The sequence below is a fragment of the Rhodococcus sp. BP22 genome (assembly GCF_014281965.1).
Taxonomy (GTDB): Bacteria; Actinomycetota; Actinomycetes; order Mycobacteriales; family Mycobacteriaceae; genus Rhodococcoides.
Genome location: NZ_JACFTB010000001.1, coordinates 309,724 through 336,136 on the forward strand (window position 1 = coordinate 309,724; position 26,413 = coordinate 336,136).

At 61.6% G+C, this 26,413-nt stretch carries 25 protein-coding genes; 13 read left to right on the forward strand and 12 right to left on the reverse strand.

Annotated elements, in window-relative coordinates; all coding sequences use genetic code 11:
• Window positions 1–56: 56 nt before the first annotated feature.
• From H2510_RS01410 to H2510_RS01425, 4 genes are all read left to right on the forward strand, one after another.
• Complete coding sequence (locus tag H2510_RS01410) at window positions 57–1,283, forward strand: acetyl-CoA C-acyltransferase (RefSeq protein WP_084348754.1); 1,227 nt, start codon at window positions 57–59, stop codon at window positions 1,281–1,283.
• Window positions 1,280–3,385, forward strand: a complete 2,106-nt coding sequence (locus H2510_RS01415) for a 3-hydroxyacyl-CoA dehydrogenase NAD-binding domain-containing protein (RefSeq protein ID WP_186626615.1) — start codon at window positions 1,280–1,282, stop codon at window positions 3,383–3,385. Before H2510_RS01410 ends, H2510_RS01415 begins: the two co-directional genes overlap by 4 nt.
• Before the next feature lie 258 nt (window positions 3,386–3,643).
• On the forward strand, window positions 3,644–5,041 hold the full coding sequence (locus tag H2510_RS01420) for a sugar porter family MFS transporter (RefSeq protein WP_186626616.1): 1,398 nt from the start codon (window positions 3,644–3,646) through the stop codon (window positions 5,039–5,041).
• Between the two features lie 27 nt (window positions 5,042–5,068).
• The gene (locus tag H2510_RS01425) at window positions 5,069–5,353 is read left to right on the forward strand and encodes a YciI family protein (protein ID WP_186626617.1); all 285 of its coding nucleotides are present in this window, start codon (window positions 5,069–5,071) and stop codon (window positions 5,351–5,353) included.
• 54 nt (window positions 5,354–5,407) lie between these two features.
• On the opposite strand, the gene dxs is transcribed toward H2510_RS01425, so the two are convergent.
• Window positions 5,408–7,288: a 1-deoxy-D-xylulose-5-phosphate synthase gene (gene dxs / locus H2510_RS01430; protein ID WP_186626618.1), complete on the reverse strand. Its 1,881-nt coding sequence runs from the start codon at window positions 7,286–7,288 to the stop codon at window positions 5,408–5,410.
• A gap of 215 nt (window positions 7,289–7,503) precedes the next feature.
• On the opposite strand from dxs, the gene glsA reads away from it, so the two are divergent.
• A complete protein-coding gene (glsA, locus tag H2510_RS01435; RefSeq protein WP_186626619.1) occupies window positions 7,504–9,330 on the forward strand; it encodes a glutaminase A in 1,827 nt (608 codons plus the stop codon).
• A gap of 91 nt (window positions 9,331–9,421) precedes the next feature.
• On the opposite strand, the gene H2510_RS01440 is transcribed toward glsA, so the two are convergent.
• The 4 genes from H2510_RS01440 to H2510_RS01455 form a co-directional block, all read right to left on the reverse strand.
• Window positions 9,422–10,180: an anti-sigma factor domain-containing protein gene (locus tag H2510_RS01440; protein ID WP_186626620.1), complete on the reverse strand. Its 759-nt coding sequence runs from the start codon at window positions 10,178–10,180 to the stop codon at window positions 9,422–9,424.
• Window positions 10,177–10,926 (reverse strand): sigma-70 family RNA polymerase sigma factor, encoded by a 750-nt coding sequence (locus H2510_RS01445; RefSeq protein WP_136169144.1) that lies wholly within the window; start codon window positions 10,924–10,926, stop codon window positions 10,177–10,179. Before H2510_RS01445 ends, H2510_RS01440 begins: the two co-directional genes overlap by 4 nt.
• A 169-nt stretch (window positions 10,927–11,095) precedes the next feature.
• The gene (locus H2510_RS01450; RefSeq protein WP_186626621.1) at window positions 11,096–12,361 is read right to left on the reverse strand and encodes a class I SAM-dependent RNA methyltransferase; all 1,266 of its coding nucleotides are present in this window, start codon (window positions 12,359–12,361) and stop codon (window positions 11,096–11,098) included.
• A 5-nt stretch (window positions 12,362–12,366) separates the two neighbouring features.
• On the reverse strand, window positions 12,367–14,364 hold the full coding sequence (locus tag H2510_RS01455; RefSeq protein WP_186626622.1) for an APC family permease: 1,998 nt from the start codon (window positions 14,362–14,364) through the stop codon (window positions 12,367–12,369).
• Window positions 14,365–14,595: 231 nt separating this feature from the next.
• Here H2510_RS01455 and H2510_RS01460 point away from each other — a divergent pair, with 231 nt between their 5' ends.
• Window positions 14,596–15,261: a TrkA family potassium uptake protein gene (locus H2510_RS01460; RefSeq protein WP_186626623.1), complete on the forward strand. Its 666-nt coding sequence runs from the start codon at window positions 14,596–14,598 to the stop codon at window positions 15,259–15,261.
• Window positions 15,262–15,291: 30 nt separating this feature from the next.
• Window positions 15,292–15,966: a TrkA family potassium uptake protein gene (locus tag H2510_RS01465; protein ID WP_186626624.1), complete on the forward strand. Its 675-nt coding sequence runs from the start codon at window positions 15,292–15,294 to the stop codon at window positions 15,964–15,966.
• On the opposite strand, the gene H2510_RS01470 is transcribed toward H2510_RS01465, so the two are convergent.
• Both H2510_RS01470 and H2510_RS01475 read right to left on the reverse strand, forming a co-directional pair.
• Window positions 15,925–16,593, reverse strand: a complete 669-nt coding sequence (locus H2510_RS01470) for a DUF3159 domain-containing protein (protein WP_186627082.1) — start codon at window positions 16,591–16,593, stop codon at window positions 15,925–15,927. The two genes, H2510_RS01465 and H2510_RS01470, sit on opposite strands and share 42 nt — an antisense overlap.
• Window positions 16,594–16,797: 204 nt before the next feature.
• On the reverse strand, window positions 16,798–17,175 hold the full coding sequence (locus H2510_RS01475; RefSeq protein ID WP_186626625.1) for an OB-fold nucleic acid binding domain-containing protein: 378 nt from the start codon (window positions 17,173–17,175) through the stop codon (window positions 16,798–16,800).
• A gap of 167 nt (window positions 17,176–17,342) precedes the next feature.
• Between H2510_RS01475 and H2510_RS01480 the strand changes: the two genes are divergently transcribed.
• Window positions 17,343–18,050 (forward strand): alpha/beta fold hydrolase, encoded by a 708-nt coding sequence (locus tag H2510_RS01480; RefSeq protein ID WP_186626626.1) that lies wholly within the window; start codon window positions 17,343–17,345, stop codon window positions 18,048–18,050.
• A gap of 57 nt (window positions 18,051–18,107) precedes the next feature.
• Here the strand turns inward: H2510_RS01480 and H2510_RS01485 are convergent, their stop codons facing one another.
• Together H2510_RS01485 and dut are read right to left on the reverse strand one after the other, a co-directional pair.
• Complete coding sequence (locus H2510_RS01485) at window positions 18,108–18,974, reverse strand: DUF3710 domain-containing protein (protein WP_186626627.1); 867 nt, start codon at window positions 18,972–18,974, stop codon at window positions 18,108–18,110.
• A gap of 51 nt (window positions 18,975–19,025) precedes the next feature.
• On the reverse strand, window positions 19,026–19,511 hold the full coding sequence (gene dut, locus H2510_RS01490) for a dUTP diphosphatase (RefSeq protein ID WP_186627084.1): 486 nt from the start codon (window positions 19,509–19,511) through the stop codon (window positions 19,026–19,028).
• 208 nt (window positions 19,512–19,719) lie between these two features.
• On the opposite strand from dut, the gene H2510_RS01495 reads away from it, so the two are divergent.
• Window positions 19,720–20,172, forward strand: coding sequence for a DUF3093 domain-containing protein (locus tag H2510_RS01495; protein WP_222438220.1), 453 nt, complete (start codon window positions 19,720–19,722; stop codon window positions 20,170–20,172).
• A 119-nt stretch (window positions 20,173–20,291) separates the two neighbouring features.
• Here the strand turns inward: H2510_RS01495 and H2510_RS01500 are convergent, their stop codons facing one another.
• Window positions 20,292–20,594, reverse strand: coding sequence for a DUF4193 domain-containing protein (locus tag H2510_RS01500; RefSeq protein ID WP_084348736.1), 303 nt, complete (start codon window positions 20,592–20,594; stop codon window positions 20,292–20,294).
• Between the two features lie 595 nt (window positions 20,595–21,189).
• Between H2510_RS01500 and cei the strand changes: the two genes are divergently transcribed.
• Window positions 21,190–21,870 (forward strand): envelope integrity protein Cei, encoded by a 681-nt coding sequence (gene cei, locus H2510_RS01505; RefSeq protein WP_186626629.1) that lies wholly within the window; start codon window positions 21,190–21,192, stop codon window positions 21,868–21,870.
• Window positions 21,871–21,894: 24 nt separating this feature from the next.
• Here cei and H2510_RS01510 read toward each other — a convergent pair whose 3' ends face one another.
• The gene (locus H2510_RS01510) at window positions 21,895–22,743 is read right to left on the reverse strand and encodes an inositol monophosphatase family protein (RefSeq protein ID WP_186626630.1); all 849 of its coding nucleotides are present in this window, start codon (window positions 22,741–22,743) and stop codon (window positions 21,895–21,897) included.
• Between the two features lie 267 nt (window positions 22,744–23,010).
• On the opposite strand from H2510_RS01510, the gene ppgK reads away from it, so the two are divergent.
• Window positions 23,011–23,814, forward strand: coding sequence for a polyphosphate--glucose phosphotransferase (gene ppgK, locus H2510_RS01515; RefSeq protein ID WP_186626631.1), 804 nt, complete (start codon window positions 23,011–23,013; stop codon window positions 23,812–23,814).
• A 123-nt stretch (window positions 23,815–23,937) separates the two neighbouring features.
• On the forward strand, window positions 23,938–25,314 hold the full coding sequence (locus tag H2510_RS01520; RefSeq protein ID WP_186626632.1) for an RNA polymerase sigma factor: 1,377 nt from the start codon (window positions 23,938–23,940) through the stop codon (window positions 25,312–25,314).
• A 149-nt stretch (window positions 25,315–25,463) separates the two neighbouring features.
• On the opposite strand, the gene H2510_RS01525 is transcribed toward H2510_RS01520, so the two are convergent.
• Window positions 25,464–25,823: a DUF952 domain-containing protein gene (locus H2510_RS01525; protein ID WP_315901166.1), complete on the reverse strand. Its 360-nt coding sequence runs from the start codon at window positions 25,821–25,823 to the stop codon at window positions 25,464–25,466.
• Window positions 25,824–26,133: 310 nt separating this feature from the next.
• Between H2510_RS01525 and H2510_RS01530 the strand changes: the two genes are divergently transcribed.
• A complete protein-coding gene (locus H2510_RS01530) occupies window positions 26,134–26,328 on the forward strand; it encodes a hypothetical protein (protein ID WP_084348730.1) in 195 nt (64 codons plus the stop codon).
• Window positions 26,329–26,413 lie beyond the last annotated feature (85 nt).

The following is a 26,413-nucleotide window of genomic DNA, read 5'->3' on the forward strand; positions in this document are numbered from 1 at the left end:
TGGCGGTCCGGCGTCAGCCGGGCCGCAATTCCGCATCTTCCCGGGAGGATCGAAGCGTGTCTGTACCCGCGTCCACAAGCTCACAGCGCAATGTCGTGTTCGTAGACGGCATTCGCACACCGTTCGGCAAAGCAGGCCCCAAAGGCATCTACGCCGATACTCGTGCCGACGACCTCGTCGTCAAAGCGATCCGCGAACTACTGCGCAAAAACCCGGCTCTGCCGCCGGAGCGCATCGACGAAGTCGCCATCGCGGCTACGACGCAAACCGGTGATCAGGGGCTGACCATCGGGCGCACGTCCGCTCTCCTCGCCGGACTCCCCCACAGCGTCCCCGGATTCGCCATCGACCGCATGTGTGCGGGCGCGATGACGTCCGTGACGACGACAGGTTCCGGAATCGGATTCGGTCAATACGACGTCGTCATCGCCGGTGGTGTCGAGCACATGGGCCGTCACCCGATGGGCGAGGGCGTAGACCCCAACCCACGCTTTCTCACCGACAGGCTCGTCGATCCGAGTGCACTCGTCATGGGCAACACGGCCGAGAATCTGCACGATCGGTTTCCGAGTATCACCAAGGATCGCACCGACGCCTACGCCGTCGCGAGCCAGAACAAGTACGAGGCCGCCAAGAAGGCCGGCTTCATCGCCGACACACTCGTACCGGTAGCCACCAAGTCCGCTGCTGGTTGGGGTCTGGCCACCGAGGACGAGCCACCGCGTCCCGGAACAACCATCGACGATCTCGCCAAGCTCAAGACTCCGTTCCGCCCAGCGGGCCGGGTCACAGCGGGAAATGCTGCGGGTCTCAACGATGGTGCCACTGCTGCGATCCTCGCCGGCGAGGACACCGCGCACGAACTCGGCCTGAACATCGGTATGCGTATGGTCGGCTTCTCGTTCGCAGGCGTCGACCCTGCTGTGATGGGCATCGGACCGGTCCCCGCTACTGAGAAGTTGCTCGGCCGTACCGGTTTGAGCATCTCCGATATCGGGTTGTTCGAAATCAACGAGGCGTTCGCAGTGCAGGTTCTCGCATTCCTCGAGCACTACGGCATCGCCGACGACGATCCCCGCGTCAACCAGTGGGGCGGCGCAATCGCCTGTGGACACCCCCTCGCCTCCTCTGGTGTGCGACTGATGACCCAGTTGAGCCGCCAGTTCGCTCAGCGCCCCGACGTTCGTTACGGCCTGACGACCATGTGCATCGGTCTCGGCATGGGCGGAACCGTCATTTGGGAAAACCCGATCCACTCCGATTACTCAGGAGCGAAGGCATGAGCGACATCACCACAGCGTTCACGGACGAGGTAGTCACGAACGCGTTCACCAAGATCATCTTCGTACCCGGCCTCGAAGGCAGCATTGCCCTCATCACGCTGGACAACGGCTACGACCACACCAAGCCTTCGACGTTCGGCCCGGCCGGACTCGCGCGGTTCGATGCCGCGCTCGACGAGGCCTTCGCAGCTGATCCCGTCGCTATCGCGGTGACCGGTAAGCCGTTCATCTTCGCGGTCGGTGCCGACCTCAACGGCGTACCCAACATCAAGACCAAGGACGAGGCGCTCCAGATCGGGCAGCTCGGCCACAAGGTGTTCCGTCGCCTGCGCGAGTCACCCATCCCGACGTTCGCTTTCATCAACGGCGCTGCACTCGGCGGTGGACTCGAAGTCGGATTGCACTCCCACTACCGAACTGTCGCTGACAACGCCGCAGCGTTGGGGCTCCCCGAGGCATTTCTCGGACTCGTTCCCGGTTGGGGCGGCACCCAGTTGCTACCCAACATCGTCGGCGCTTCCACCGCAGTGACCGTCATCATCGAGAACTCGCTCAACCAGAACCGCACGCTGAAGCCGCAACAAGCTGTGGACCTCGGCGTCGTCGACGCCATATTCGGCGGCGCCGACTTCATCGAGCAGTCTCTTGCATGGGCTGTTCGGGTGTTGAACGGCGACGTCGTTCCGAGTCGGCCCGAGATCGACCGCGGCCAGGCGTGGGACGACGCCATCGCGCGTGCGAAGGGCATCGTGGCCGGCAAAACCGGCAACTTCGCACCGGGCCCCGTAGCTGCGGTAGAACTGCTCGAGCTTGCCAAGAACACCGACATCACCGATTCTGCTTCGCTGGACAAGGCCTTCGCCGCAGAAGACGACGCACTGTCGACGTTGCTGGTGAAGGACGAACTTCGCGCCGGGTTGTACGCGTTCGATCTCACTCAGAAGCGCGCGAAGCGTCCCGCCGGCGCACCCGACAAGTCGCTGGCTCGCAAGATCACGGGCGTCGGCATCGTCGGTGCCGGTTTGATGGCCAGTCAGCTTGCCTTGCTGTTCGTGCGTCAGCTGAAGGTGCCTGTCATTCTGACCGACATCGACCAGGAACGCATCGACAAGGGCGTCGGTTACGTCCACGGTGAAATCGACAAGCTGCTCGGCAAGAAGCGCCTCTCCCCCGACGCAGCGAATCGACTGAAGGCGCTGGTGTCCGGATCGATCGACAAGGCCGCTTTCGCCAAGACCGATTTCGTCATCGAGGCCGTGTTCGAAAACCTCGATGTGAAGAAGAAGGTATTCGCCGAGGTCGAAGAATTCGTCTCCGCAGAAACGATTCTCGCGACGAACACGTCCTCGTTGTCGATCACCAAGATGGCTGCAGATCTGAAGCACCCGGAACGCGTTGTGGGGTTCCACTTCTTCAACCCCGTAGCCGTCCTTCCGCTTCTCGAGGTAGTCAAGGGCGAGAAGACCGACGATGCAACGCTGGCAACAGCATTCGCGACTGCGAAGACACTCAAGAAGTCCGCGGTTCTGTCCGCGGACCTTCCGGGGTTCGTGTTCAACCGCTTGGTGACCCGCGCATCCAACGAGATCATCGGGGCAATCGACGAGGGCACCCCCTTCGCCGTCGCCGACGGTGCAGTAGGCGAACTCGGTATGCCGATGAGCCCGTTGACTCTCCTCGCACTGGTCGGGCCTGCCGTCGCATTGCATACGGCCGAGACGCTTGCAGAGGCCTACCCGGATCGGTTCAAGGACTCCCCCGGATTCCGCGCCCTGGTCGAGGCGAAGAAGCCCGGCGTCTGGACGTACGGACCCGAGGGCCAGGTCGTCGACCCCGAGGTTGCGGCCCTATGGCCCCAGGGTGACTCACCATCGACTGCAGAGCAGGTGCTCGATCGCACCCGCAACGCAATCGCCGACGAGATCCGAATCATGCTCGACGAAGGTGTCGTCGCAGCACCCGAGGACATCGACCTCTGCCTGCTACTCGGCGGTGGGTTCGGATTCTGGAACGGCGGCATCACGCCGTACCTCGATCGCAGCGGCGCATCGGAAGCGGCCACCGGACAGCGGTTCCTCGCTCCCGGCGTTGCCAGCGTCTGAGTCGAACCCCAGACGGGTCTGACTCGAACCCCAGACGCGTCTGACTCGAACACTGGGAGACGGCCCGCACTTTCGCTGTGCGGGCCGTCTTTCGTTTCGATACCCGTCGCCATTTCCCTCGCACACGGCGGTTGTCCTTTACGTGCGGTAACTCTTCGGGTGAAGATCCGCCGATTTCCACCACTTTCGAGCGGGTCGGGGCCATGATGGCCTAACCACCATCGCTGCTGGCTCACGACCTCGAAAGCTGGGTTCGCAATGACGCAACCTACAGATCGCTACACCGCGAAAGTCATCGGAGTCACCGTCGCTGCCGCGGTCGGGGGATTTCTTTTCGGTTTCGACAGTTCTGTCGTCAACGGTGCGGTCGATTCCATTCAGGAAAATTTCGGGCTCAGCTCGTTCATCACCGGTTTCGCCGTGGCCATTGCGCTCCTCGGCTGCGCGGTAGGCGCATGGTTCGCAGGACGACTGGCCGATAGCTGGGGACGCAAACGCGTCATGTTGCTCGGCTCGGCCCTGTTCACGATCTCTTCCGTCGGTTCAGGTTTCGCATTCAGTGTTCCGGACCTGATGCTGTGGCGAGTCATCGGCGGATTGGGGATCGGGATCGCCTCGGTGATCGCGCCTGCGTACATCTCGGAGATCGCCCCAGCGAAGTATCGCGGCGGTCTCGCATCACTTCAGCAGTTGGCAATCACTATCGGTATTTTCGCCGCACTGCTCTCCGACGCGGTACTACAGAACGCTGCTGGCGGGCCGTCGAACGATCTGTGGTTCGGAATGGAAGCCTGGCGATGGATGTTCCTCGTCGGCGTCGTTCCCGCGCTCGTGTACGGCTTCCTCGCCACGCTCATTCCTGAGTCGCCCAGATACCTGGTAGGCAAGCATCTCGACGAAGAAGCCGCGCGCATTCTCGGTGAAATCTCCGGCGAATTGCATCCGAACGAGCGAGTCAAGGAAATTCGACTCACACTCAGAGCTGAAGCCAAATCTTCGTTCGCGGACATACGAGGCCCCAAATTCGGTCTGCAACCCATCGTCTGGGTCGGTATCACCATGGCGATTCTGCAACAATTCGTCGGCATCAATGCGATCTTCTACTACTCGACCACCCTGTGGAAATCGGTCGGGTTCAGCGAGAATCAATCCTTCGTCACCTCGGTGATCACCTCGGTCATCAACGTGAGCATGACCTTCGTGGCGATTTTGTTCGTCGATCGATTCGGTCGAAAGAATTTATTGCAGATCGGTTCCATCGGAATGTTCGTCGGTCTGGTTCTTGCAGCAGTGTCGTTCACCCAGTCGATCGGGTCCGGGGACAACATCACCCTCCCCGATCCATGGGGTCCGGTCGCCCTCGTCGGTGCAAATCTGTTCGTCGTTTTCTTCGCAGCGACCTGGGGACCGATCATGTGGGTCATGCTCGGTGAAATGTTCCCCAACCGAATGCGCGCGGTCGCGCTGGGCATCAGTACCGCCGCCAACTGGGTCGCCAACTTCGCAATCACGCTGGCTTTCCCTCCACTGACCGAGACAATCGGCCTCGGATTCATCTACGCGTTCTTCGCGTTCTTCGCGTTGCTGTCCTTCTTCTTCGTCAAGTTCAAGATTCGCGAGACCAAGGGCATGGAACTCGAAGACATGGTTATTTGAACCGCTTCTCGCAGAGAGTGAAATGTCATGTCCACGTTTGTCGTCGAATACTCCTACACACCAGAATCATCATCCGGTAGAGACGATCATCGGACGGATCACCGTGCATGGCTCACCGAGATGATCCGACGCGGGATCGTGCGATCTTCCGGACCGTTGGCGGACCACACTGGCGCAAAGTTCATAGTCGAGTCGACGGACTTGGACACGGCTAGTCGATTGTTCACCTATGATCCGTTCGTTCGCGCTCATCTCGTCAAGGATGTACGCGTCGCCGAATGGTCGCCTCCCACTGACGATTCCAGCAACTGAGGTGACAATTCGATCCACAATCGGCCGGCACACGTTCTTCGCACCAACGAGGATTCAGGGCGACTTGGACCATCCTACGATTTGCTGTGCGATGTCTTCCGAAGTCAAACCGAGCTCACGAAAAATCTGCTCACGAGAAGCATGATCCAGGAATCTCTGTGGCACACCGATGTCATGGCAGATCGTGTCGACACCTGCGGCGCGGACCGCGGCAGATACGCTCGATCCGATTCCGCCGTGTAGACCCGAATCTTCGATCGTGACGACGAGACGAAAATCCTTGGCCATCTCGAGGAGCGACTCCGGTACCGGAAGCACCCAGCGCGGATCGATCACTGTTACCGAAAGCCCCTGAGCTGCAAGCTTTTCAGCTGCATCGACCGCCAATGAAGCGAAGGCCCCCACAGCGACGATGAGAACATCGCGCTCTCCGGACTCCGGCTCGACAAGGACGTCGACAATACCGTCGAGTCGTCGCAGCGCTGGAACATCATCCGTCACAGCACCTTTGGGGAATCGCAGTGCCGTGGGACCGTCGTTTATCGCCAAAGCTTCGGCGAGCTCCTCCCGAAGGGTTGCACAGTCACGAGGAGCGGCGACACGCATTCCTGGCACTATCCCCAGCAGCGACATGTCCCACATGCCGTTATGACTGGCTCCGTCGCTGCCGGTGACACCTGCACGGTCGAGAACCAAGGTGACCGGCAAGTTCAGCAACGCCACATCCATGAGCAACTGATCGAATGCACGATTGAGGAACGTCGAGTACACGGCTACGACCGGATGCATCCCGCCGAGCGCGAGGCCCGCCGCCGAGGTCATGGCATGCTGTTCCGCGATACCGACATCGAAAAGCCGACCGGGGTATTTCTCGCCGAATGCCGCCAGACCTGTCGGGCCGGCCATCGCCGCACTGATCGCGACGATGTCTTCTCGGTCAGCCGCGATATCGATGAGTTCACGAGAGAAGACCGACGTCCAGTCCGGTGCAGCCACCGAACGTGATTGTCCGGTAAGCGGATCGATGACACCTGTGGCATGCATCTGATCAGCGACATTGTTCTCGGCGTGCGCGTAACCCATCCCCTTGCGCGTCACCGCGTGAACGATCACCGGGCCGCCGTAGTCCTTGGCACGTCGAAGTGCCGACTCGAGCGCAGGCTCATCGTGGCCGTCGACGGGTCCGAGGTACTTGATACCGAGATCGGTGAAGAGGACCTGAGGGCTCAACGCGTCTTTCACTCCGGCCTTCATGCCGTGCAACATCGCGTATGCGGTCTTGCCGACGAACGGAATCTTGCGCACGATGCGCCGACCGTTGTCGAGTACCCGCTCGTAACCGGGTTGTAGCCGAAGCGCTGCGAGATGCTCGGCGAGTCCGCCTATGGTCGGTGCGTAGGAGCGTCCGTTGTCGTTGACGACGATGACAACCGAGCGGTCCTTGCCTGCGGCGATGTTGTTGAGGGCCTCCCAACACATGCCACCTGTCAGGGCACCGTCGCCGACGACGGCTACGACATGCCTGTCGGTTTGCCCTTTCAGCTCGAAAGCTTTTGCCAGTCCGTCTGCGTACGACAGCGAAGCCGATGCGTGTGAAGACTCGACCCAGTCGTGCTCACTCTCCGCGCGTGAGGGATAGCCCGAAAGACCGCCCTGCTTGCGCAGCGAATCGAAGGCTCCGGTCCGACCGGTAATCATCTTGTGTACGTAGGCCTGATGGCCGGTGTCCCAGATGATCGGGTCGTGTGGCGAGGAGAAGATACGGTGTATCGCCAGCGTCAGCTCGACGACACCGAGATTCGGTCCGAGGTGACCTCCCGTCGCCGACACCTTGTCGACGAGGAACTCACGGACCTCGACTGCCAGGTCTGCCACTTCGGACGGGGCCAGTCGGCGCAAGTCCTCGGGCGTCTGGATTCGAGCTAGGACACCCAACGAGATCGCTCCCTCCGGCCGGTAAACTTCGGTCCTTGCAGTCTTGCCTTGTTCGATGCGAACTGTCTTGTCTCCCCAGTCTACGTAGCGTCCCGTGGAGCGACGCCGAGATAGCTCCTACTGATCGACAATACTGCGGTCCGGCACATGCACCCAACAATCGCGGCGCGTCCATCGTCACATCGAAAAAGGTGGCCGGAGCATAGGGTCACCTCATGACAACTGTCGTGGACCAAATCCTGAAGGACGTGTTCGACGCATGCCGAGACAATACGTCGGGTGCGGTTGCCGACTACATCCCGGAGCTCGCGGCAGTCGCACCCGACGGCTACGGGATAGCCCTTGCGACCAGCGATGGCTATGTCTACGAAATTGGCGACACCGCGACCCCCTTCACTATTCAGTCGATCTCGAAGCCGTTCACCTACGCATTGGCGCTGACAGATCGCGGTGAGGCTGCAGTTGCCCGCAAGATCGATATCGAACCGTCGGGTGAGCCGTTCAACGAGATCAGTTTGGACCCGATCACCGAACGTCCCAGAAATCCGATGATCAATGCCGGCGCAATCACCTCGGCGTCGTTGATCAAAGGGCGCACGAGGAAACATCGGTTCGAACGGATCAGGGCGGCGTACTCACGTTATGCGGGCCGAGAGCTCACCTTCAACGAGAGCGTGTACGCCTCCGAAGCCAGAACCGGAAATCGAAACCGCGCGATCGGATACATGCTGCGGTCCTTCGACATCATCGAGGAGGATCCAGACGCGGCCGTCGACCTCTACTTTCGTCAATGCTCGATCGATGTGACCGCGGCCGATCTGGCCATGATGGCGGCCACCATGGCCAACAACGGCGTGAACCCACGAACCAGGGAACGAGCTTTGGCACCCGCCCTCGTCGAACGAGTACTCAGCGTGATGACCACATGCGGTATGTACGACGGTGCAGGTGATTGGGTTGCGCGAGTCGGCATGCCGGCCAAGAGCGGGGTCGGAGGTGGACTGCTCGCAGTGTTGCCGGGGCAGATGGGGATTGCGGTGTATTCCCCCCGTCTCGATCAACACGGGAGCAGCGTGCGAGGAGTGGCGACCTGCCGCGAATTGTCCACCAGGCTCGAACTTCACTTCCTGCATGTGACTCGTGCAGCCCGTTCGGCAATTCGCGCTCGTTACACGCTCACCGAAGTACCTTCTCGAAAGCGCAGAAGCGACGTCGAACAAGATGCCCTCGCCGAGTTCGGCACTCGCGCAAGAGTATACGAACTACACGGCGACCTACTGTTCTCGGGCGCCGAGACAGCGATACGCGAGATCGGCAACCTCGACGACGAGCTCGACACGTTGGTCATCGATGTCCGCGGGGTCGGCGAGGTCAGTGACGTCGCACGCAGCATGTTCGACGCCCTGCACAGTCACCTGGCTGAACGTGGATGCCAGGCCTCGCTGGTCGACCCACAGGGAGTCATGGGGCACAAGGTTTCCAGTATCGACCCGAACGCTGGAGCGGGCCGGGTTTTCTCCGACGCAGGCTCGGCCATTCGTTGGGCGGAAGAACTGCTACTCGACCGCTACTGCGCAGGTCCGCGGCAACCGGAGACGATCTCGGTGTCGGAACATCCGGTCCTGAGCGGACTGACCCCCGATCAGCACAAGGAAGTGGAAGCGCTGATCGACATCCGGGAGTATCCCCGCGGCCACGTGATCGTGCGCGGCGGAGACTCGGCGTCGGGGCTGTTCCTGGTGCTCGCAGGTGAAGTCAGCTCGATCTTTGTGGCCGACGACGGTTCGCGTCATCGAATAACCACGCTGTCGCCGGGCATGAGCTTCGGTGAGATGCCGCTCTTGGCCGGCACATCCTTCATGCTCGACTTCTGCGCGGACACGCCGTTGACCGTAGGGGTGCTTTCGGTCGCGGACTTCGATGCACTGACGAAAAACGCACCTGCCGTGAAACTGGAGCTACTGACCAACCTCGCTACGGGGGCATACCTGCAGATGAACACCGCCATAAAGTCGCTTGGCCAGTTCGAAACGCGGCGCTGACCATCAAGTGCGGGCCCCGTTGAAGCGAGGGCGCCGGCGGAAAATCTCCACCGGCGTCCTCGTCCACACAGCTTCAGCAGTCACATTATTGCTAGGCGCCCAATGTCGCCATTGTCAGCACCTCGGTAGGTTGCGGTGAGCCGCCTGCGGGTTCGAGCGAGAACGCGAAGTTGGTTGCTCCCCCCATACCCTCGATGACCGTCTGGCCGCCTTCCGCCAGTTGCGCCGACGTGACCAGCCCTACCGACCGTGGAGTTCCTTCGACGAACCACATCTGGTAGTCCTTGCCCGCCTCCGGTGCCGCCACACCGTCGAGTTCCACTACGGCAGAGTCTGCTTCACGTGAATACGAGATTTTCGCAGTACCTCCACCGGGGAAGCTCGCTATGGATTCTTGCGTGTCACCGTACGCAATCACCTGCTCGGCCTGCGTCGGGCTTGGATCGTTCCCGATCACTTGCGTCGCGACGACACCTCCACCGACCACAACGACCACTGCCGCCGCCGCAGCCATCAACGAGGAACGCAACCTGGTGCTTCGTCGATCACGGTGACCCTTCATGCTCGTCACGTTCGACGCGGTCGACGCAGGTGGGGTCACCTGAGGTGTACGCGGAACCTCGTCGAGAATCCGTGCACGAACCTCTGCTGGGGGCTCGACGGCATCGAGCACCGACGCCAGCGCCAACGTCTCCTGAATTTCCCCGACGAGAATGCCGAACTGGACGCGGGCGGTATCGTCGACCGACTCGAGATCGCGCTCGATCTCTGCTTGTTCTGCTGCACTGACCGCATGGAGGGCAAATACCTCCGCGGAATCGAGCAGTCGCTGTCGTATTGCTTCGCTCATGAGGGTGTCACCCCCAAACATGTCTTCAACTTGATCAGCCCATCTCGTATTCGCGATTTGATGGTCGGTACCGCTACCTCGAGGCGCTCGGCAACCTCGCGGTAGGTCCAACCGCTGTAATAAGCCATTCGCACAGATTCACGCTGGGTATCGGTCAACGTGTCGAGGCACGCGATCACTGCATCGGATTCGAGCCGTTGCGTGACAGCTTCGAGCACCTCGTCGTGCTCGGGCGAGTGGCTGATGGCGCCGTATGCTGCCTCACGGTCGGTACCGGATTGCTCCGACCTGACCCGATCGACGGCCCGCCGATGAGCCAGAGTCATGATCCATGCGAGCGGACTGCCCTGCTTCGGATCGTAGTTCGGAGCCGATCGCCAAATCTGGAGAAAGACTTCCTGGGTGGTTTCCTCGCTGTACCCGGGGTCACGAAGTACGCGTAGCACCATCCCGTAGACACGAGCAGACGTCGCGTCGTACAACTCGGCGAACGCACGCTGGTCACCCTGGGCCACTGCTGCCATGAGACGTCGAAGCCGCTCGGTCTCGTCGGCGCGTAAATTACGTAACTGTGCGCTGGGGACTGCACACGCGGCTCCTTCGGAGTCCACCGATGCCGACGGGTCGTCGTATGAATCGGATGTCCTCTGAAACGGCGAGTCCGAACTCGGGGTGGCGCTCACCGGACCAAGGTCCCAACTGATTCGAATCTGATCGCGTTCATTGATCAAGAGAGTAGTGCTCATATGGCTCTCACACCGAAACCTCCGCGTTTTCCCGCCGCACAAGGTATTCGGTGCACGGAACGAAAGGGATGGGGCGGGCGTGAAAATCGGAAGAATCGTGGAGAAATGGACACCCTGACGACGATGTCGATTCACGCCGATCGAATCAGACCTCTCGATCGATCGGATCTCAGCGGACGAACAGGCCGATGCACTCCACATGGTGCGTGAGAGGGAAGGCGTCGAATGCGCGCATCGCTTCGAACGTGTACCCAGCCTCTCGATACAGACCGACATCCCGGGCGAACGACGCTGGGTCGCAACCGATGTGAACGATGCGCCTCGGTGAACGTGCTGCGACGCTCGAGACGACCTCTTTGCCAGCGCCCGCACGAGGAGGATCGAGCACGACGACGTCGGGAGCGTCCAACAGCTCCACTACCCGTTCCACCCGGCCTGGCTTGAACGCAACTTGTTTCACGTCCTGCAGTGCTGCGGCGCCGTCCGCTGCCGCGCGTCGAGAGAATTCGACACTGACCACCCGCCCGTCGGTACCGACACTGGGGGCGAGGCTGGCAGCGAACACTCCGACACCGCCGTACAAGTCCCACGCAACCGATCCTGGATTCGGTAGCGCCCATTCGGCCACGACATCGCTGTACATCTGTGCGGCCCCGCGATGTGCCTGCCAGAAGCCGTTCGCGTCCAGCTCCCATTCTCGTCCGGCCACGAATTCGTGTGCCCGGCCACTACCTACGACGGTGCGCTGCGTCCGCTCCTGCGCCGACGCAGCACGTCGGGCGGACGCACCACGCCTGCCCGGCGACCGTCGCCCCGTTTTCGACACCGCTGCGGGCGCAATCTCGACCACGTGTCGCTCGCCTGCACCGTCGACCGCCACTGCAAGCTCCGCGCCCGGACGCCACTTCTCCTCGTTCAATCCGTCCAGAGCACCCGACACCACCTGCGGGCACTCGAGCTCGGTCACGATGGTCGAACTTCGGTAGCGGTGAAAACCCGCGCGTCCGGCAAGGTCCACGGTCAGTCGAACCCGGCTTCTCCACCCGGTTCCATCTCCCGTGAACGGCAATTCCTCCACCTCGACGTCACGCTCGAGGCCCGCGATACGACGCAATTGCTCGCTCACCACGGACGCTTTCATGGCCCGGCCCGCAGCCAAGGTCGCGTGCGAGTAGTCACAGCATCCGGATCCCCCTGGACCGGATATCGGGCAGAGAGGCGCGATCCGATCCGGTGACGCGACGATGATCTCCACCGCATCCGCTCGGCAGAACGACCCACCGCGATCCTCTGTCACTGCGGCACGGACGATCTCGCCCGGCAGTCCATGACGCACGAACATCACGCGGCCCTCGTGGCGCGCAACGCAAAACCCTCCGTGCCCCGGCGCCCCGAGTGTCACTTCGATGTTCTGGCCTACCCAGTTCTCGCTCATGGAGCTCATTTCGGCGTCGGCGGTTCGTACCCGCGGCGGGACGCCCCCGGAGCGTTCTGGATGGACTCGCGTCTCGCCTTCTCCGCCGAGTGCAACTGCCACGGGACGCTGGTCACCATCACTCCCGGCTGAAACAGCAAGCGGCTCTTCAATCTGAGGGCACTCTGGTTGTGCAGAATCTGCTCCCACCAGTGTCCGACGACGTACTCGGGTATGAACACGGTCACGACGTCACGCGGCGAATCCCGGCGCACCCTCTTGACGTAGTCGAGGACCGGCCTGGTGATTTCACGATACGGCGACTCGACGACCTTGAGCGGTACCGTGACGTCGCTCGCTTCCCACCCCCGAACGAGTGCACGTGTGTCCTGTTCATCGACGTTCACCGTGATGGCTTCGAGTGTGTCCGGCCTGGTTGCGCGCGCATATGCCAACGCTCGCATCGTGGGCATATGCAGTTTCGACACCAGCACGATCGAGTGTGTCCGACTCGGCAGGACGCCGTCCCACTCTTCGTTCTCGAGCTCGCGTGCCACCGTGTCGTAGTGCTTGCGGATCATCCGCATCAGAACGAATATCGCGATCATGGCCACGATGGCAATCCACGCGCCTGCTGCGAACTTCGTGATCAGCACAATCACCAACACGGTGGCAGTCATGGCCAGGCCGATGCTGTTCACGATCCGCGAGCGGAACATGTGTCGGCGTTGGTCCGGGTCCTTCTCGTTCCGCAGCAAGCGGGTCCAGTGGCGAATCATTCCTGTCTGGCTCAGCGTGAACGAGACGAATACCCCGACGATGTAGAGCTGAATCAGCTTCGTCACTTCGGCACCGAACACGACGACGAACGCGATCGCGGCGCCCGACAGAAACAGGATGCCGTTACTGAAGGCAAGACGATCACCGCGTGTGTGCAACTGCCGCGGAAGGTAGCGGTCCTGCGCCAGAACCGATCCGAGCACCGGGAACCCGTTGAATGCAGTGTTCGCGGCGAGCACGAGGATCAGAGCAGTGACGACGGTGATGAAGAAGAAGCCGATCGGAAATCCGGAGAAAACGGTTTCGGCCAACTGGGCGATCAACGTTTTCTGCTGATAGCCCTCGGGGGCACCGATCAACTGCTCACCGGGATCCATCGCATACTTGATGCCGATCTTCTCGGCCAGAATGATGATTCCCATCATCAGAGTGATGCCGATGACGCCGAGCAGGAGCAAGGTCGTCGCGGCATTCTTCGATTTCGGTTTGCGGAATGCAGGCACGCCGTTACTGATGGCCTCCACACCGGTCAGTGCAGCACAGCCGGATGAGAACGCTCGTGCGATGAGGAACGCAAAGGCGATTCCGTACAGATTCGAGTCCTCGGCTTTCAACTCGAAGACTGCCGAATCCGCCTTGAGATCCTCACCGAGGACGTACACCCGGATCAGCCCCCAGGCCAGCATCAACACCATGCCGACCATGAATGCATAGGTGGGAACGGCAAAGGCCGCACCGGATTCTCGGATTCCTCGCAGGTTGATCGAGGTGATGAGCACGATCGCCACGACGGCGAACAACACCTTGTGTTCGGCCACCAACGGCACGGCCGAGCCGATGTTGGATGCCGCTGCCGATATCGAGACCGCAACGGTCAACACGTAGTCGACCATCAGCGCACTGCCCACCGTAAGCCCTGCTGTGGGCCCGAGATTGACCGTCGCAACCTCATAGTCGCCGCCGCCGGACGGATAGGCGTGCACGTTCTGCCGATAGCTTGCGACAACGACAGCCATCACGACGCAGACGGCAAGGCCGATCCACGGCGTCAATGCATAAGCGGAAATTCCGGCCACCGAGAGGACGAGAAATATCTCCTCCGGCGCGTAGGCCACCGAGGACATGGCATCCGAGGCGAAAACGGGAAGCGCTATTCGTTTGGGAAGAAGGGTATGACCGAGCTTGTCGCTGCGGAACGGCCTACCGAGCACTAGCCGCTTGGCGGCGGTCGAAACCTTGGGCACGGTGCAAAGCGTAGGCCGTCCGAATACGGCCGCACCACCGGCGCGTCCGAAACTCACCGAACAAGTTGGACGGGCACCCGCGGCATTCCTGAAATGCCCGAATTTTCGCATCGCTGCACCGGCCGGGCTCGATCGTCGACGCATTGCCGGTTACCTTGTTGTACGAGCACCGAGAGTCACCGGCCGCTTGCCGGGAGACGAATCGACGCTATCCGAACGGAGCTGGAGCCTGTGTACGTAGTAGTGATGGGGTGTGGCCGCGTCGGCGCATCGCTGGCCGGTGCGCTTCACCGAATCGGCCACGAGGTGGCGGTCATCGATCGAGACGAGACTGCATTCCTCCGTCTGGATCCCAGCTTCGACGGCCACCGCATCGTCGGCATGGGATTCGACAGGGACGTCCTCGTGCGCTCCGGGATCGAGAAGGCCGAGGCGTTCGCGGCCGTCTCCTCCGGTGACAACTCCAATATCATCGCCGCGCGCGTCGCCCGCGAGACATTCGGCGTCGACAAGGTCGTCGCTCGCATCTACGACGCGAAGCGTGCGGCGGTGTACGAGCGGCTGGGGATTCCTACGGTGGCAACAGTGCCCTGGGCTACGGATCGACTCCTTCATAATCTTCTGCGCGACGATCCGACCACCAAATGGCGTGATCCTTCGGGCAATGTCGCAGTTGTTCTACTCGACATTCACGAGGAGTGGATCGGCAAGAAGCTGACTCTGCTCGAAGAATCGACTCGTTCACGTGCGGCATTCCTCATCAGATTCGGCACCGGACTTCTACCCGACAAGCGCACGATCATTCAGGCAGACGACGAGATCTATATCGCAGCGGTGTCCGGGACGGTTGCCGAGGCAATCGCGCTCGCAGCCAATCCCCCGCCCTCCGACGACTAGTCACATCCGCACCGAGACGAACGGGAACCCATGAGAGTCGCAATCGCCGGCGCCGGCGCCGTCGGCAGATCCATTGCCCGAGAATTGATTCGCAGCGAACACAAGGTCATGCTGCTCGAGCGCAAACTCGACCACGTCGAACCCGAGGCGATTCCGGAAGCGGAATGGGTTCTGGCCGACGCGTGCGAGCTCTCACTCCTCGAAGCGTCGAACCTCGAAACCTACGACGTGGTGATCGCAGCAACGGGAGACGACAAAGCGAATTTGGTGTTGAGCCTGTTGGCCAAAACAGAATTCGGTGTCAACCGAGTCGTCGCGCGCGTCAACGATCCTCGAAACGAGTGGCTCTTCGACGGATCGTGGGGCGTCGATGTAGCGGTATCCACCCCGCGCATGCTTGCCTCGCTGGTCGAGGAAGCCGTCTCGGTCGGCGACCTCGTTCACCTCATGACCTTCCGCAAAGGACAGGCCAACCTGGTGGAGATCACGCTCCCGGACAACACCCCGCTGGCAGGCAAGCCCGTTCGGAAGCTCCTGCTCCCCCGTGACGCAGCACTGGTGACCATCCTTCGTGGCGGCCGTGTCATCGTCCCGCAGCAGGACGATCCGCTCGAAGGTGGAGACGAACTGCTGTTCGTAGCCTCCGTGGAAGTCGAGAACGACCTACGCGCCGCGGTCGGCCTGACCAACATCGCGACGGGTTGATCGGTCCTCTGTTGGTTCGTTCACTTCCTCGATCGCTCGATCGGCCCGTCTAACCGCCCAGACCGTGACCAGAAGTGCGACGCCGGTCAACGGCCAACCCATGCCGATACGTGCGACGGCCAGCCAACCGGTCTGGTCGGCGTCGTACAACTGTGACTGCACGAGATAGCGGGCGCCGAAGACAAGTGCCCACGCGAACGTGGCGATGTCATAGGAGTGAACCGAACGACGGTGTGACCGCCACATGGTGCCGTTGCCGTTCAGGTATCCCCAGGCCACTCCGACGAGGGGCCATCGAGCGAGCATCGACACCAGGAAGACTGCGCCGTACAGCAGGCTCGTGTAGATCCCGAAAAGGAAATAGCCTTTGGCGTCGCCTGTTCGGTACGCGATGAACGCACATATCCCGACACCGAAGAATCCCGATATCGCCGGCTGAATCGGATTGTGCCGCAACAGTCTCCACACCAACACACCCAGAGCGACTGCGAGGGCGGACCAAATTCCGACGGCAAGCCCGAACATGCTGTTGGCGGGGACGAACACGACTACTGGAAGCGTCGAGGACACCAACCCGGTCAAGCCGCCGAGTTGCTCGAGGACAGTTTGCTTGCTCTCTTCGTCCAGACTGGCCGTAGCATCGACGACATCGGAGTCGGTGCGCTCGACCTGCTGGGCCGGTTGCTCTGCCGTCGGGACCGGGTGACCCAGGGAGCTGTGCTCGGGCCCGGTTCCTTCGGCTGGAACGTCGAGCTCGGGGCGTGTGTTCTGGCCACCCATCGGGCGACTGTCTCTCTCGGTCACATCGTCGAGCGTGCCACACTCACGCGGTCAGGAGTCGTCGCGGAGTTCGTAGTACGGGTTGTAGACGATTTTTCGGCCGTTTCGCTCCCCCACCCGGCCCCGGATGAGGACGGTCTTGCCTGGTTCGATTCCGGCGATCTTTCGTCGGCCGATCCACACCAACGTCACCGGATCGGTGCCGTCGAAGAACTCGGCTTCGATGTTTGCGTTTGCCGCCTTGGAGCATGCTTCGACGCTGCGCAAGCGCCCCAGCATCGTGACTTCTTCGCCCCTGGAGCAGTCACAGGCACGGCGGGCGCCCGACGCTTCCGAAGTTTCCGCCATCGCTTCGGCATCGAGCTGATGGATGTCTTCCGTCAACTTACGCGTGAGCCTGCGAAAATATCCTGCGGCAACGGGTGCCATGGTGCGCTCCTGGAAGCATCTGCGACGAGTTACATCGCTGTGAAGACCGGTACCAACGCCACTGTAGCCCCGCGTGAGGCCGACGGCCAACCGCCAGTTCAACCGCGTCCGCGGGGCCGAATCATCCGGTCGACGGTCCGTGTAAGTCACCGGGCACAATCACCGGAATGAACGTGACGAGACCGGCAACTCACGTGGTGGTCCTACCGGGTACCGGATCGGACGCGGAGTTCGCACTCGACGCCTTTGCGGCGGCGGTAACGGCAGCAGGAGCCACGATCGAAGCAGTGAGCCCCAACCCCAACGGCATCGTCGCCTCTTACGAGGAGGCGATGTCTGCAGCGGCACACCGACATGGCCGAATCATCGTCGGCGGCATCTCGATCGGCGCCGCGGTGGCGCTCTCCTGGGCGCGCAGCCACCCACAGTCGGTGATCGGAGTCCTGGCAGCCTTGCCGCCCTGGATCGCCGATCCGGCCGACGCACCGGCTGCACTCAGCGCGAGGTACACCAAGGAACAACTCGACGCTTCCGGGCTCGACGCCGTGACTGCAGCGATGGAAGCGACGACTCCGCAATGGCTGGCGTCGACTCTCCGGCGTTCGTGGGCGTCGCAATGGCCCGACCTTCCTCGTGCTCTCGCGGAAGCCGCCGCCTACGTGGCGCCCAATCTCGACGAACTACGCAGCACACTGGTGCCCACTGCCGTGATAGGCGCCGTCGACGATCCGGTTCACCCGATCGGCGTTGCGCGGACGTGGCACGAAGAAATTCCGAACTCGCGCCTGTCCACCGTCACCCTTGCCGACATCGGTTCCGATCCAGGGGTGCTCGGTCGCCGCTCGATGCAGGATCTGACGAGCCTCGTCGAGTGACTTCGATGCCCGCCGCCATGACTGATTACCTGCCGCACGGACAGCGCCAACGAGGTGTCAGCCGCCCAGCTGCTGCATTGCAGACCCCGAGGAGCCTCGACGCGGACCTTCGGTAGGTGTTGTCTGGTTCGCAGGCGCGGCGGAGGTCGATGGCTGAGGCGGCGCTTCCTGTGGCGCTGTTCGCGCCTGCTCTGCCTGCTCCGCCTGCTGCTGCTGTGCCGCGGCGAGTTGCGCTGTAAGCGCGGCCGGAAGGACCACCGGGAGCGGGGTGCGTACGGGATGAGGCTCGGTACCGCGATCGACCACCGTCTGAGCAAGGACGTCACGCGCGATCTGCACGAGTGGAGAGTCGTTGGCAACCGCGCCCGACGGGCCGGCCAGAACACAACGGACCATCCACCGATAGCCGTCGACTCCGATGAAGCGCAGATCCGCGTTCGATGTCACTCCGTGCAGCTCCCGTCCCCAAGGACCGGTCTCCATACTGACTGCGGACTGATCCGAGCGGAGCGAGGTAGCCAAATCGGCTGCAACCTCGCGCCATTGGCCGGGCGACTTCGGCGCGGCGTAGGCAGCAATGGTGATACGGCCGTGCGCAGTGACGACATGCACTGCCTGCGGTGCCCCGGCTTGATTCATCTCCACCTGCAGCTGGCCTCCTGCAGGCAAGGGCACCAGTACTGATCCCAAATCGAGTCGCGTCTGGGCAAGAGTGTCGCGATCTTCGTCCAATTCGGTGAGGTCGAACGGACCGAGATCGGGGTCCGCCTGCTCACCGACGGTTTCGTCGCGCGCGGCGGTCGCGGTACCGAGCGCGTCGTCTCCGCCTGCCGAGCTCGAGTTGTCGAAGGTGTCTTCGTCTTCGAAGAACCCACCGGTCGACGCTTCATCCTGTGCTGCGGTCTTCTTCCGCCGTCCGAACATGATCAGTTCTCTTTCTCTGCGAAATCAGTGCATTCTCTGCGAGTCAGGGTTTTATGTCTGTCGATTGGGGGCGACGCGAAGGCCCGCGTGTCCACCACTCGACCCGTAGCCGCCAGTTCCTCGTACCGTGTCGTCCAGAGTCTCGACCTCGACGAAGGACACCAATTCGACCTTCTGCACGAGGAGCTGGGCTATCCGGTCCCCACGGACCAGTTCGATGCTCTCGTTGGGGTCGAGGTTGATCAGGCACACCTTGATCTCTCCTCGGTATCCGGCGTCGATAGTTCCCGGTGCATTCACGATCGAGAGTCCGGATTTCGCCGCCAGACCCGAGCGCGGATGAACCAAGCCCACCATTCCGAATGGAAGCGCCACTGCAATTCCGGTTCCCACCACCAGGCGTTGACCGGGAGCGAGTGATGCATCGGCCGTGATGTGAAGATCTACCCCGGCGTCGCCTTCGTGGGCTCGCTTCGGGACCGGGAGGCCTGGGTCGAGTCGTTTCAACGCGACAGTCGGTGGATCGACTTCGCCGATGTCGGCTGAGGCACTGTTGGGATCGTCGCTCACGTGCACCGAGACTACGCTGCCACGACGCTCGGTCCATCTCTTCCCTTGACGTACGGCTCTACGTGTTCGACAGGGATACACGTATCCTGGACGAGTGCCACAGGAACAACATCACGATCTCGAACCCGCAGCCGTCCCGGATTCCGCGACGGGCACTGTCGTCTATACCGAAAAACTGTGGGTTCCACTGTGGTGGTGGCCGGCAGCGTTGGCTGTCGGTGCATTGCTCGCAGCCGAGGTCCACATGGGCGCGCCGGGAATTCGGGCGTGGCTCCCGTACGTGATTCTGCTTCCGTTCCCGATCTGGGCTTTGTACTGGTCGAGCAGAATGACCGTCGAGGTAGTTCGCGACACCGACGGAGCTGGAGAGCTCCGCGTAGGGCGCGCACACTTACCCCTGGATGTAATCGACAAGTGCGCTGCGATACCGGCGACAGCAAAAAGTGCGGCGCTGGGAAGGCAGCTCGATCCCCTTGCCTTCGTTCAGCACCGCACCTGGGTCAAACAAATGGTGTTGATTGTTCTCGACGATCCTGATGACCCCACCCCCTATTGGCTGGTCAGCACTCGGCGTCCGGACGATCTGTTGGCCGCCTTGGCTCAGCCCACCCCCGAAGACCATTCGTAAAGGTCTTGGCTGAGCCACTCGATTGTTCTCGCTCGATCTCATGTGGACCGGCGAATCACATCGACCCGAGCTGACCGCGTGTCAGTTGTTCTGCTCGTCGACCGCGTTCTCGTGCTCGGTCAGGCAGCGCAGTCTCTGCAGACCAGAACTCCGCCCGCATCACTTGCCAATCGGCTCCGGTGATGAACGAGGAAGCAGCTCGAACAGGTGAACTCGTCGGCCTGCTTCGGCACCACACGAACCGATAGTTCCTCCCCGGACAAGTCAGCGCCCGGAAGTTCGAATGATTCTGCTGTGTCTGATTCGTCCACATCGACCACAGCGGACTGCGCCTCGTTGCGGCGTGCCTTCAGCTCCTCGAGCGAATCCTCGGAGACATCGTCGGATTCTGTTCTTCTCGGTGCGTCGTAGTCGGTTGCCATTGTTCCTCTAACCCCTCGTTCTCTTGCATGTTTCCGGTGGTTGCTGCGGGCGACGTCCTAGCGTGATCGCCAGCTGTGATGAGGGCGCTTACGTTGCTCCCACCGTCCTGTTTCTTTTCGTCCGCACTACTGAACTGTGCTGCCGTTCGAGCCTTGTTTCTGCAACTTCACTTGTCACTGCGCGACTGCCCGAGTCGAGGCGTCCGAAACTACATCGGTTGATGCCCGAATAGCTGTATTCGAAACCTGATCGATACCTCACCAATCGCTCTTGCGGTCCACCGAATCGGCTCCGTTCTGAAACCACCGGGGCCGCCAGACAATAGCCGAGCGGCGAGAGAATAGCTAGGCCGAATCGCCGTCCTGCCTATTTTCACCTGACCAATCCGCAAGAACAACCTCGAGCGCCAGTACATTCCGCGGGCGGTACTAACCGGTTCCGGCAGCCAACCGAACAGCCCGAAGATAGCCGGAGTGTGCACCTTCGGACAGCGGCAGTGCCCTTCGTCTACCCAGCCAACTACAGTGGGCGTGCGCCGACACTCGTTCGACTCGGCGCAGCTTCGATTCTGCCGACGGAAAGGCTTTCCACACCGTGGTTTCTCTGATCACCGAGGGCCGATCGGCCGACGACCAAGGCCGTCCGTTTCAGCGCCGGCGAGCGTTTCCCATTCTGATCGTGCTGCTCGTGTTGGCCCTCCTCGGTGTAGCCACCTGGATCCGAGTGTTCACGGCCGGCGAGGCTGCAACCACGACCGTTGCATGCAATGCACCCTCGACGGCACCTGCGAGCGACGGCACCGTGCCTGCACCGCTCGGCGAACGCGTCGACCCGTCGACCCTGTTGGAAGTGGAACCGGCGCCGGTCGCGAACACGAAGGTTCGGGTGTTCAACGCGAACGGAGAACGCGGACAGGCAGCAACGGTTGCTGCCGAGCTCAGCGACTACGGATTCGCGAGCGCACCGGACGTCCAGGTCGGTAACGATCCCGTCTACCTGGATCAGAATATGCAGTGTCAAGGTCAGATCCGGTTCGGTGCGGCTGGGACGGCTGCTGCGAGCACGATGTGGCTGGCTGCCCCTTGCGCCGAACTGATCCAGGACGGACGCCCCGATGACACCGTCGACTTGGCTCTGGGAACCTATTTCAAGGATTTGCAGCCGAACCCGGATGCAGAGTCGGTCCTGCAATCGCTGGCTGGAGTGACGCCCGGCGCCGCACCTGCCCCGCTCGACATCGACCTGCTCTCGGCCGCGCGCAAAGCTCCCTGCTGACCGAGTGTCGGCAGTAGGACTCGTTCAATCGGCCGGAATCGGATCCAGCGCACCCAGTCTCCGCAACGTTTCGGTGAAATCAACTGCGATACCGGGTGCGACCGCGACGGTGACCGCCCCACCCGAACTCGTGGAGTTGGGATCGGGCAGAAGCACCATCGCACCGGCCTCCTCGGCGATGAGTGAACCCGCTGCCCAATCCCACGGGCTCAGCCCATGTTCGAAATGGGCATCCACCGAGCCGGATGCCACCATGCACAAGTCCAGCGCTGCAGATCCGATCCGCCTGATATCGCGAACCAGCGGAAGCAATTCGCCGATGATGCGGCCTTGGACGGTTCGCCGAGCCGATCCGTATCCGAAGCCGGTGGCGACCAGGGCAAGAGACACCTCGACAACCGGATTGCACACCAATTCTGTTGTGGTTCCGTCGGATTGGGTCACAGTCGCGCCATACCCGCGCATTGCGGCATACACCTGTTCCCGCGCAACATCGACCACGACTCCGACGAGGCTGACACCGTCGACCTGCGCAGCTACCGAAATCGCGTAGGCAGGTATGCCGTACAGAAAGTTCACTGTCCCGTCGATCGGGTCGAGCACCCAGCGGACTCCGGCCACCGTGTCGGTGGCTCCCCCGCCCTCCTCGCCCAGGATCGGGTCACCGGGTCGACGCTCTGCCAGCAAGACCCGAAGCAAGTCCTCGGTTTCGGTGTCGACGATCGTGACGGGATCGGTCGGAGTGCTCTTGGTCTGCACCGATTCGCCGCCCGTCCCCACGGCCACAGTCGGAGCACCGGGACCGAACACCTCGGGCCGCCTCGTACGCACATGGGCAGCTGCAGCAACGGCAACCTCGCGTGCAACCTCCATCAACTCCTTTGCGAGAGTTGGGCCCAGGTTCGATGACGACAAGTCCTGCGATACACGTTGGTTCGACACCCGACCATCGCATCACACCGCACAGGGCAGCACCACTCGACGAGATTCGCGATTGCGGTCCAATTGTCGAGTCGTCGACACATCGCCCACCGGATTGGACATCGGGGATCTATTCTCGGTAGTACAACACTCTTCGAGTACGCAGATTCCAATGCACGAATTCATTGCTTGATCCTCGACAACAGGAGAACGCGGCACATGACAGAGGCAGGTTCGGTATCGATCACAACCGACAGTGCACATCGGCACGGCTTCGGTGTCGACGTCGGCGGCAGCGGAATCAAGGGTGGGATCGTGGACCTGGTCACCGGGGAGTTGGTCGGTGACCGGTACAAGATCGAGACTCCCCAACCCGCGACCCCGGACGCCATTGCGAGCGTCGTAGCGCAGATCGTGCAGCACTTCGGCTGGACCGGATCGATCGGAGTGACTCTTCCAGCCGTCGTCACCGGCGGTGTTGCGCGCTCGGCCGCGAATATCGACAAGTCATGGATCGACACCGACGCCAGGGCCTTGTTCGCCAAGGCGATCGGCAACGACAACATCACGGTCCTCAACGACGCGGACGCTGCAGGTGTTGCCGAAGACCGCTTCGGTGGAGGCAAAGACAAGACCGGTGTCGTCGTGCTCCTCACCTTCGGTACCGGAATCGGGTCCGCTGTCCTTCACAACGGTGTGCTGCTTCCCAATACCGAGTTCGGACATCTGGAGGTCGACGGCAAGGAAGCGGAACATCGTGCCGCCTCGTCGGTCAAGGAGTCCAAGGATTTGTCCTACAAGGAGTGGGCCAAGGAAGTATCGAAGGTCCTCGAGACGTTCGAGGATCTTCTATGGCCCGATCTTTTCATTGCAGGCGGGGGAATAAGTCGCAAGAGCGAGAAGTGGATTCCGCACTTGACCAACAGAACACCAGTGGTGGCAGCCACTTTGTTGAACACCGCAGGCATCGTCGGTGCGGCTCTAGCAGCCGACACAACGCGCGATACAGCCATCGACCGGTAACAAAGTTCCTGTGGGTCGTTACAATGGGGGAAGCCGGTCTGCACGCCGGCACATTCGACAAGACCTCTCCGCCGGAAACCACTCTGGCGTGACGCCGCACGACACCGTCACGAAAGGGCGTACGTGGCAGCCACCGATATTCGTCAGACCGTAGATTCAGCATCGGAGTCTGCGTCCACTGCACCTGCTGCGGAAGCACCGACCGGCACGACCCTGGAGGTCGGAGCTGCACCAGCGGCAAAGGTCGCGTCAGCACCGGCCAAGAAAGCCGCCGCCAAAAAAGCTCCCGCCAAACGCGCAGCAGCCAAGAAAGCTCCTGCGAAGAAAGCACCCGCGAAGAAGTCCGCCGAAGATGCGACCTCCGACGCTGATGCCCCCAGCATCGATGAGATCGACATCTCCGAAGGAGATATCGCCGCGGCAGCCGACGACGTCGTCGAGGTTGTTGCCGTGGGCGCAGACACCGAAGAAGAGTCGACCACAGAGCCCACTGCAGAAGACAAAGCGTCCGGAGACTTCGTCTGGGACGAAGAAGAGTCAGAGGCGCTTCGTCAAGCCCGTAAGGATGCCGAGCTCACCGCTTCGGCCGACTCGGTCCGCGCGTACCTGAAGCAGATCGGCAAAGTTGCACTTCTCAACGCCGAAGAAGAGGTCGAGCTCGCCAAGCGAATCGAAGCAGGCCTCTTCGCGACCGAAAAGATGCGCGAGTTCGCCGAAAAAGGCGAGAAGCTCCCCGTGGCCGCACGACGCGACTACACCTGGATCTGCCGCGACGGTAACCGCGCAAAAAATCACCTTCTCGAGGCCAACCTTCGGCTTGTCGTGTCACTGGCCAAGCGATACACCGGCCGCGGAATGGCCTTCCTGGACCTGATTCAGGAAGGAAACCTGGGCCTGATTCGTGCCGTCGAGAAGTTCGACTACACCAAGGGTTACAAGTTCTCCACGTACGCCACGTGGTGGATCCGTCAGGCCATCACCAGGGCCATGGCCGATCAGGCACGTACGATCCGCATCCCGGTTCACATGGTCGAGGTCATCAACAAGCTCGGCCGTATCCAGCGTGAGCTTCTTCAGGACTTGGGCCGTGAGCCCACCCCCGAAGAGCTCGCCAAGGAAATGGACATCACGCCTGAAAAGGTTCTCGAGATTCAGCAGTACGCTCGTGAGCCGATTTCGCTCGACCAGACGATCGGCGACGAGGGCGACAGCCAGCTCGGCGATTTCATCGAGGACTCCGAGGCCGTCGTGGCGGTGGACGCCGTGTCGTTCACGCTGCTTCAGGATCAACTCCAGTCAGTACTCGAGACACTGTCCGAACGAGAGGCGGGTGTCGTTCGTCTCCGCTTCGGTCTGACCGACGGACAGCCCCGCACTCTGGACGAGATCGGTCAGGTCTACGGCGTGACGCGCGAGCGTATTCGACAGATCGAGTCGAAGACGATGTCCAAGCTTCGGCACCCATCCCGTTCGCAGGTACTTCGGGACTACCTGGACTGATTCTCTCCATCAGCGCAGAAAGCCGTCGTCCACACAGTGGGCGGCGGCTTTCTGCGTATCTGGTCGCGAACATTCGGGCGGAATCGGTTCGGTAGGCAATAGCATTTCGGCAGGCACTTATCGGTTCGACAAGCACGCGAAGGGGACGATCAAAGCTTTGGAGGCCCGAATTTCCCATCCTCGTTCGGGGCATAGTCGACGACTCCGACGACCGCGGACGTGGGCAGCGGCCCGTAGAGATGCGGAAAGTGCATCGCTTCCGGATCCCCCGGCACGCCGGGCTCCCAGCGCACTGGTGATCCGAGACGGTCAGGGTCCACGATAAGCAGGACCACATCGGTTCGTCCCGCGAACAGCCTGTTGGCGGGCAGATGGACCTGGTCCGCTGTGGACAGGTGCACGAACCCGATGTCGTCGAAACCGGGCGGCCGTATTTCGCTGGAAGCGCGCACGGACAACCATTCTTCGATGCTGCACATGTGGAGCAGAACGGACGAGGTCTTGGTCACGTCGTCATCGTACGAGACAGGTACGCCGAATCGACTCGTGGACAATCGTTCACATCGCACTTCCGCGATGTCGTGGCCGAAACGCCGATCGCTTACGAAATGGAATCAGCTGTAAGCGAACGCAGTTTTTGGCAAAGCCCAACTGCCAGGGGCTTTCCGCTCGCTTTGTGTTAGTGACAACACAAAGAAACACCTGTGGGAACAACGCGTGACTGCCAAACGTCTGAGAGAGTGTACGGACCGCGCCATACCGACGCGGCGGACCGGCCCCAGGCGATCGCTTGATACCGAAAGCCAGTACGGAGGAGTCATGCCCGGAACATTGACCAGCCCACAATTGACAGCGACCGACCGGTGCGACCGGTGCGGCGCTGGGGCTCGTGCACGTGTTGTGCTCTCGACCGGTGGAGAACTCCTGTTCTGCGGCCATCATGCCAAGGAGCACGAGGACCGACTGCGTGAAGTGAACGCAACAGTGATGACCGAATCGGACTCTGCAGTGTAACCGGCTCGCTCGTATCGGAAGGCGCATGCGCCGACCCATCGACAGTCATGTGAAACCGGAACGGGTGGCCACGAGAAATCGTGGC

Coding starts and splice junctions, on each gene's coding strand:
- H2510_RS01420 (WP_186626616.1), top strand. CDS start 3,644: ATGACGCAACCTACAGATCGCTACACCGCGAAAGTCATCGGAGTCACC.
- H2510_RS01445 (WP_136169144.1), bottom strand. CDS start 10,926: ATGAGCACTACTCTCTTGATCAATGAACGCGATCAGATTCGAATCAGT.
- H2510_RS01450 (WP_186626621.1), bottom strand. CDS start 12,361: ATGAGCGAGAACTGGGTAGGCCAGAACATCGAAGTGACACTCGGGGCG.
- H2510_RS01475 (WP_186626625.1), bottom strand. CDS start 17,175: ATGGCACCCGTTGCCGCAGGATATTTTCGCAGGCTCACGCGTAAGTTG.
- H2510_RS01415 (WP_186626615.1), top strand. CDS start 1,280: ATGAGCGACATCACCACAGCGTTCACGGACGAGGTAGTCACGAACGCG.
- H2510_RS01485 (WP_186626627.1), bottom strand. CDS start 18,974: ATGTTCGGACGGCGGAAGAAGACCGCAGCACAGGATGAAGCGTCGACC.
- H2510_RS01440 (WP_186626620.1), bottom strand. CDS start 10,180: ATGAGCGAAGCAATACGACAGCGACTGCTCGATTCCGCGGAGGTATTT.
- H2510_RS01530 (WP_084348730.1), top strand. CDS start 26,134: ATGCCCGGAACATTGACCAGCCCACAATTGACAGCGACCGACCGGTGC.
- H2510_RS01510 (WP_186626630.1), bottom strand. CDS start 22,743: ATGGAGGTTGCACGCGAGGTTGCCGTTGCTGCAGCTGCCCATGTGCGT.
- H2510_RS01425 (WP_186626617.1), top strand. CDS start 5,069: ATGTCCACGTTTGTCGTCGAATACTCCTACACACCAGAATCATCATCC.
- H2510_RS01500 (WP_084348736.1), bottom strand. CDS start 20,594: ATGGCAACCGACTACGACGCACCGAGAAGAACAGAATCCGACGATGTC.
- glsA (WP_186626619.1), top strand. CDS start 7,504: ATGACAACTGTCGTGGACCAAATCCTGAAGGACGTGTTCGACGCATGC.
- ppgK (WP_186626631.1), top strand. CDS start 23,011: ATGACAGAGGCAGGTTCGGTATCGATCACAACCGACAGTGCACATCGG.
- H2510_RS01480 (WP_186626626.1), top strand. CDS start 17,343: ATGAACGTGACGAGACCGGCAACTCACGTGGTGGTCCTACCGGGTACC.
- H2510_RS01465 (WP_186626624.1), top strand. CDS start 15,292: ATGAGAGTCGCAATCGCCGGCGCCGGCGCCGTCGGCAGATCCATTGCC.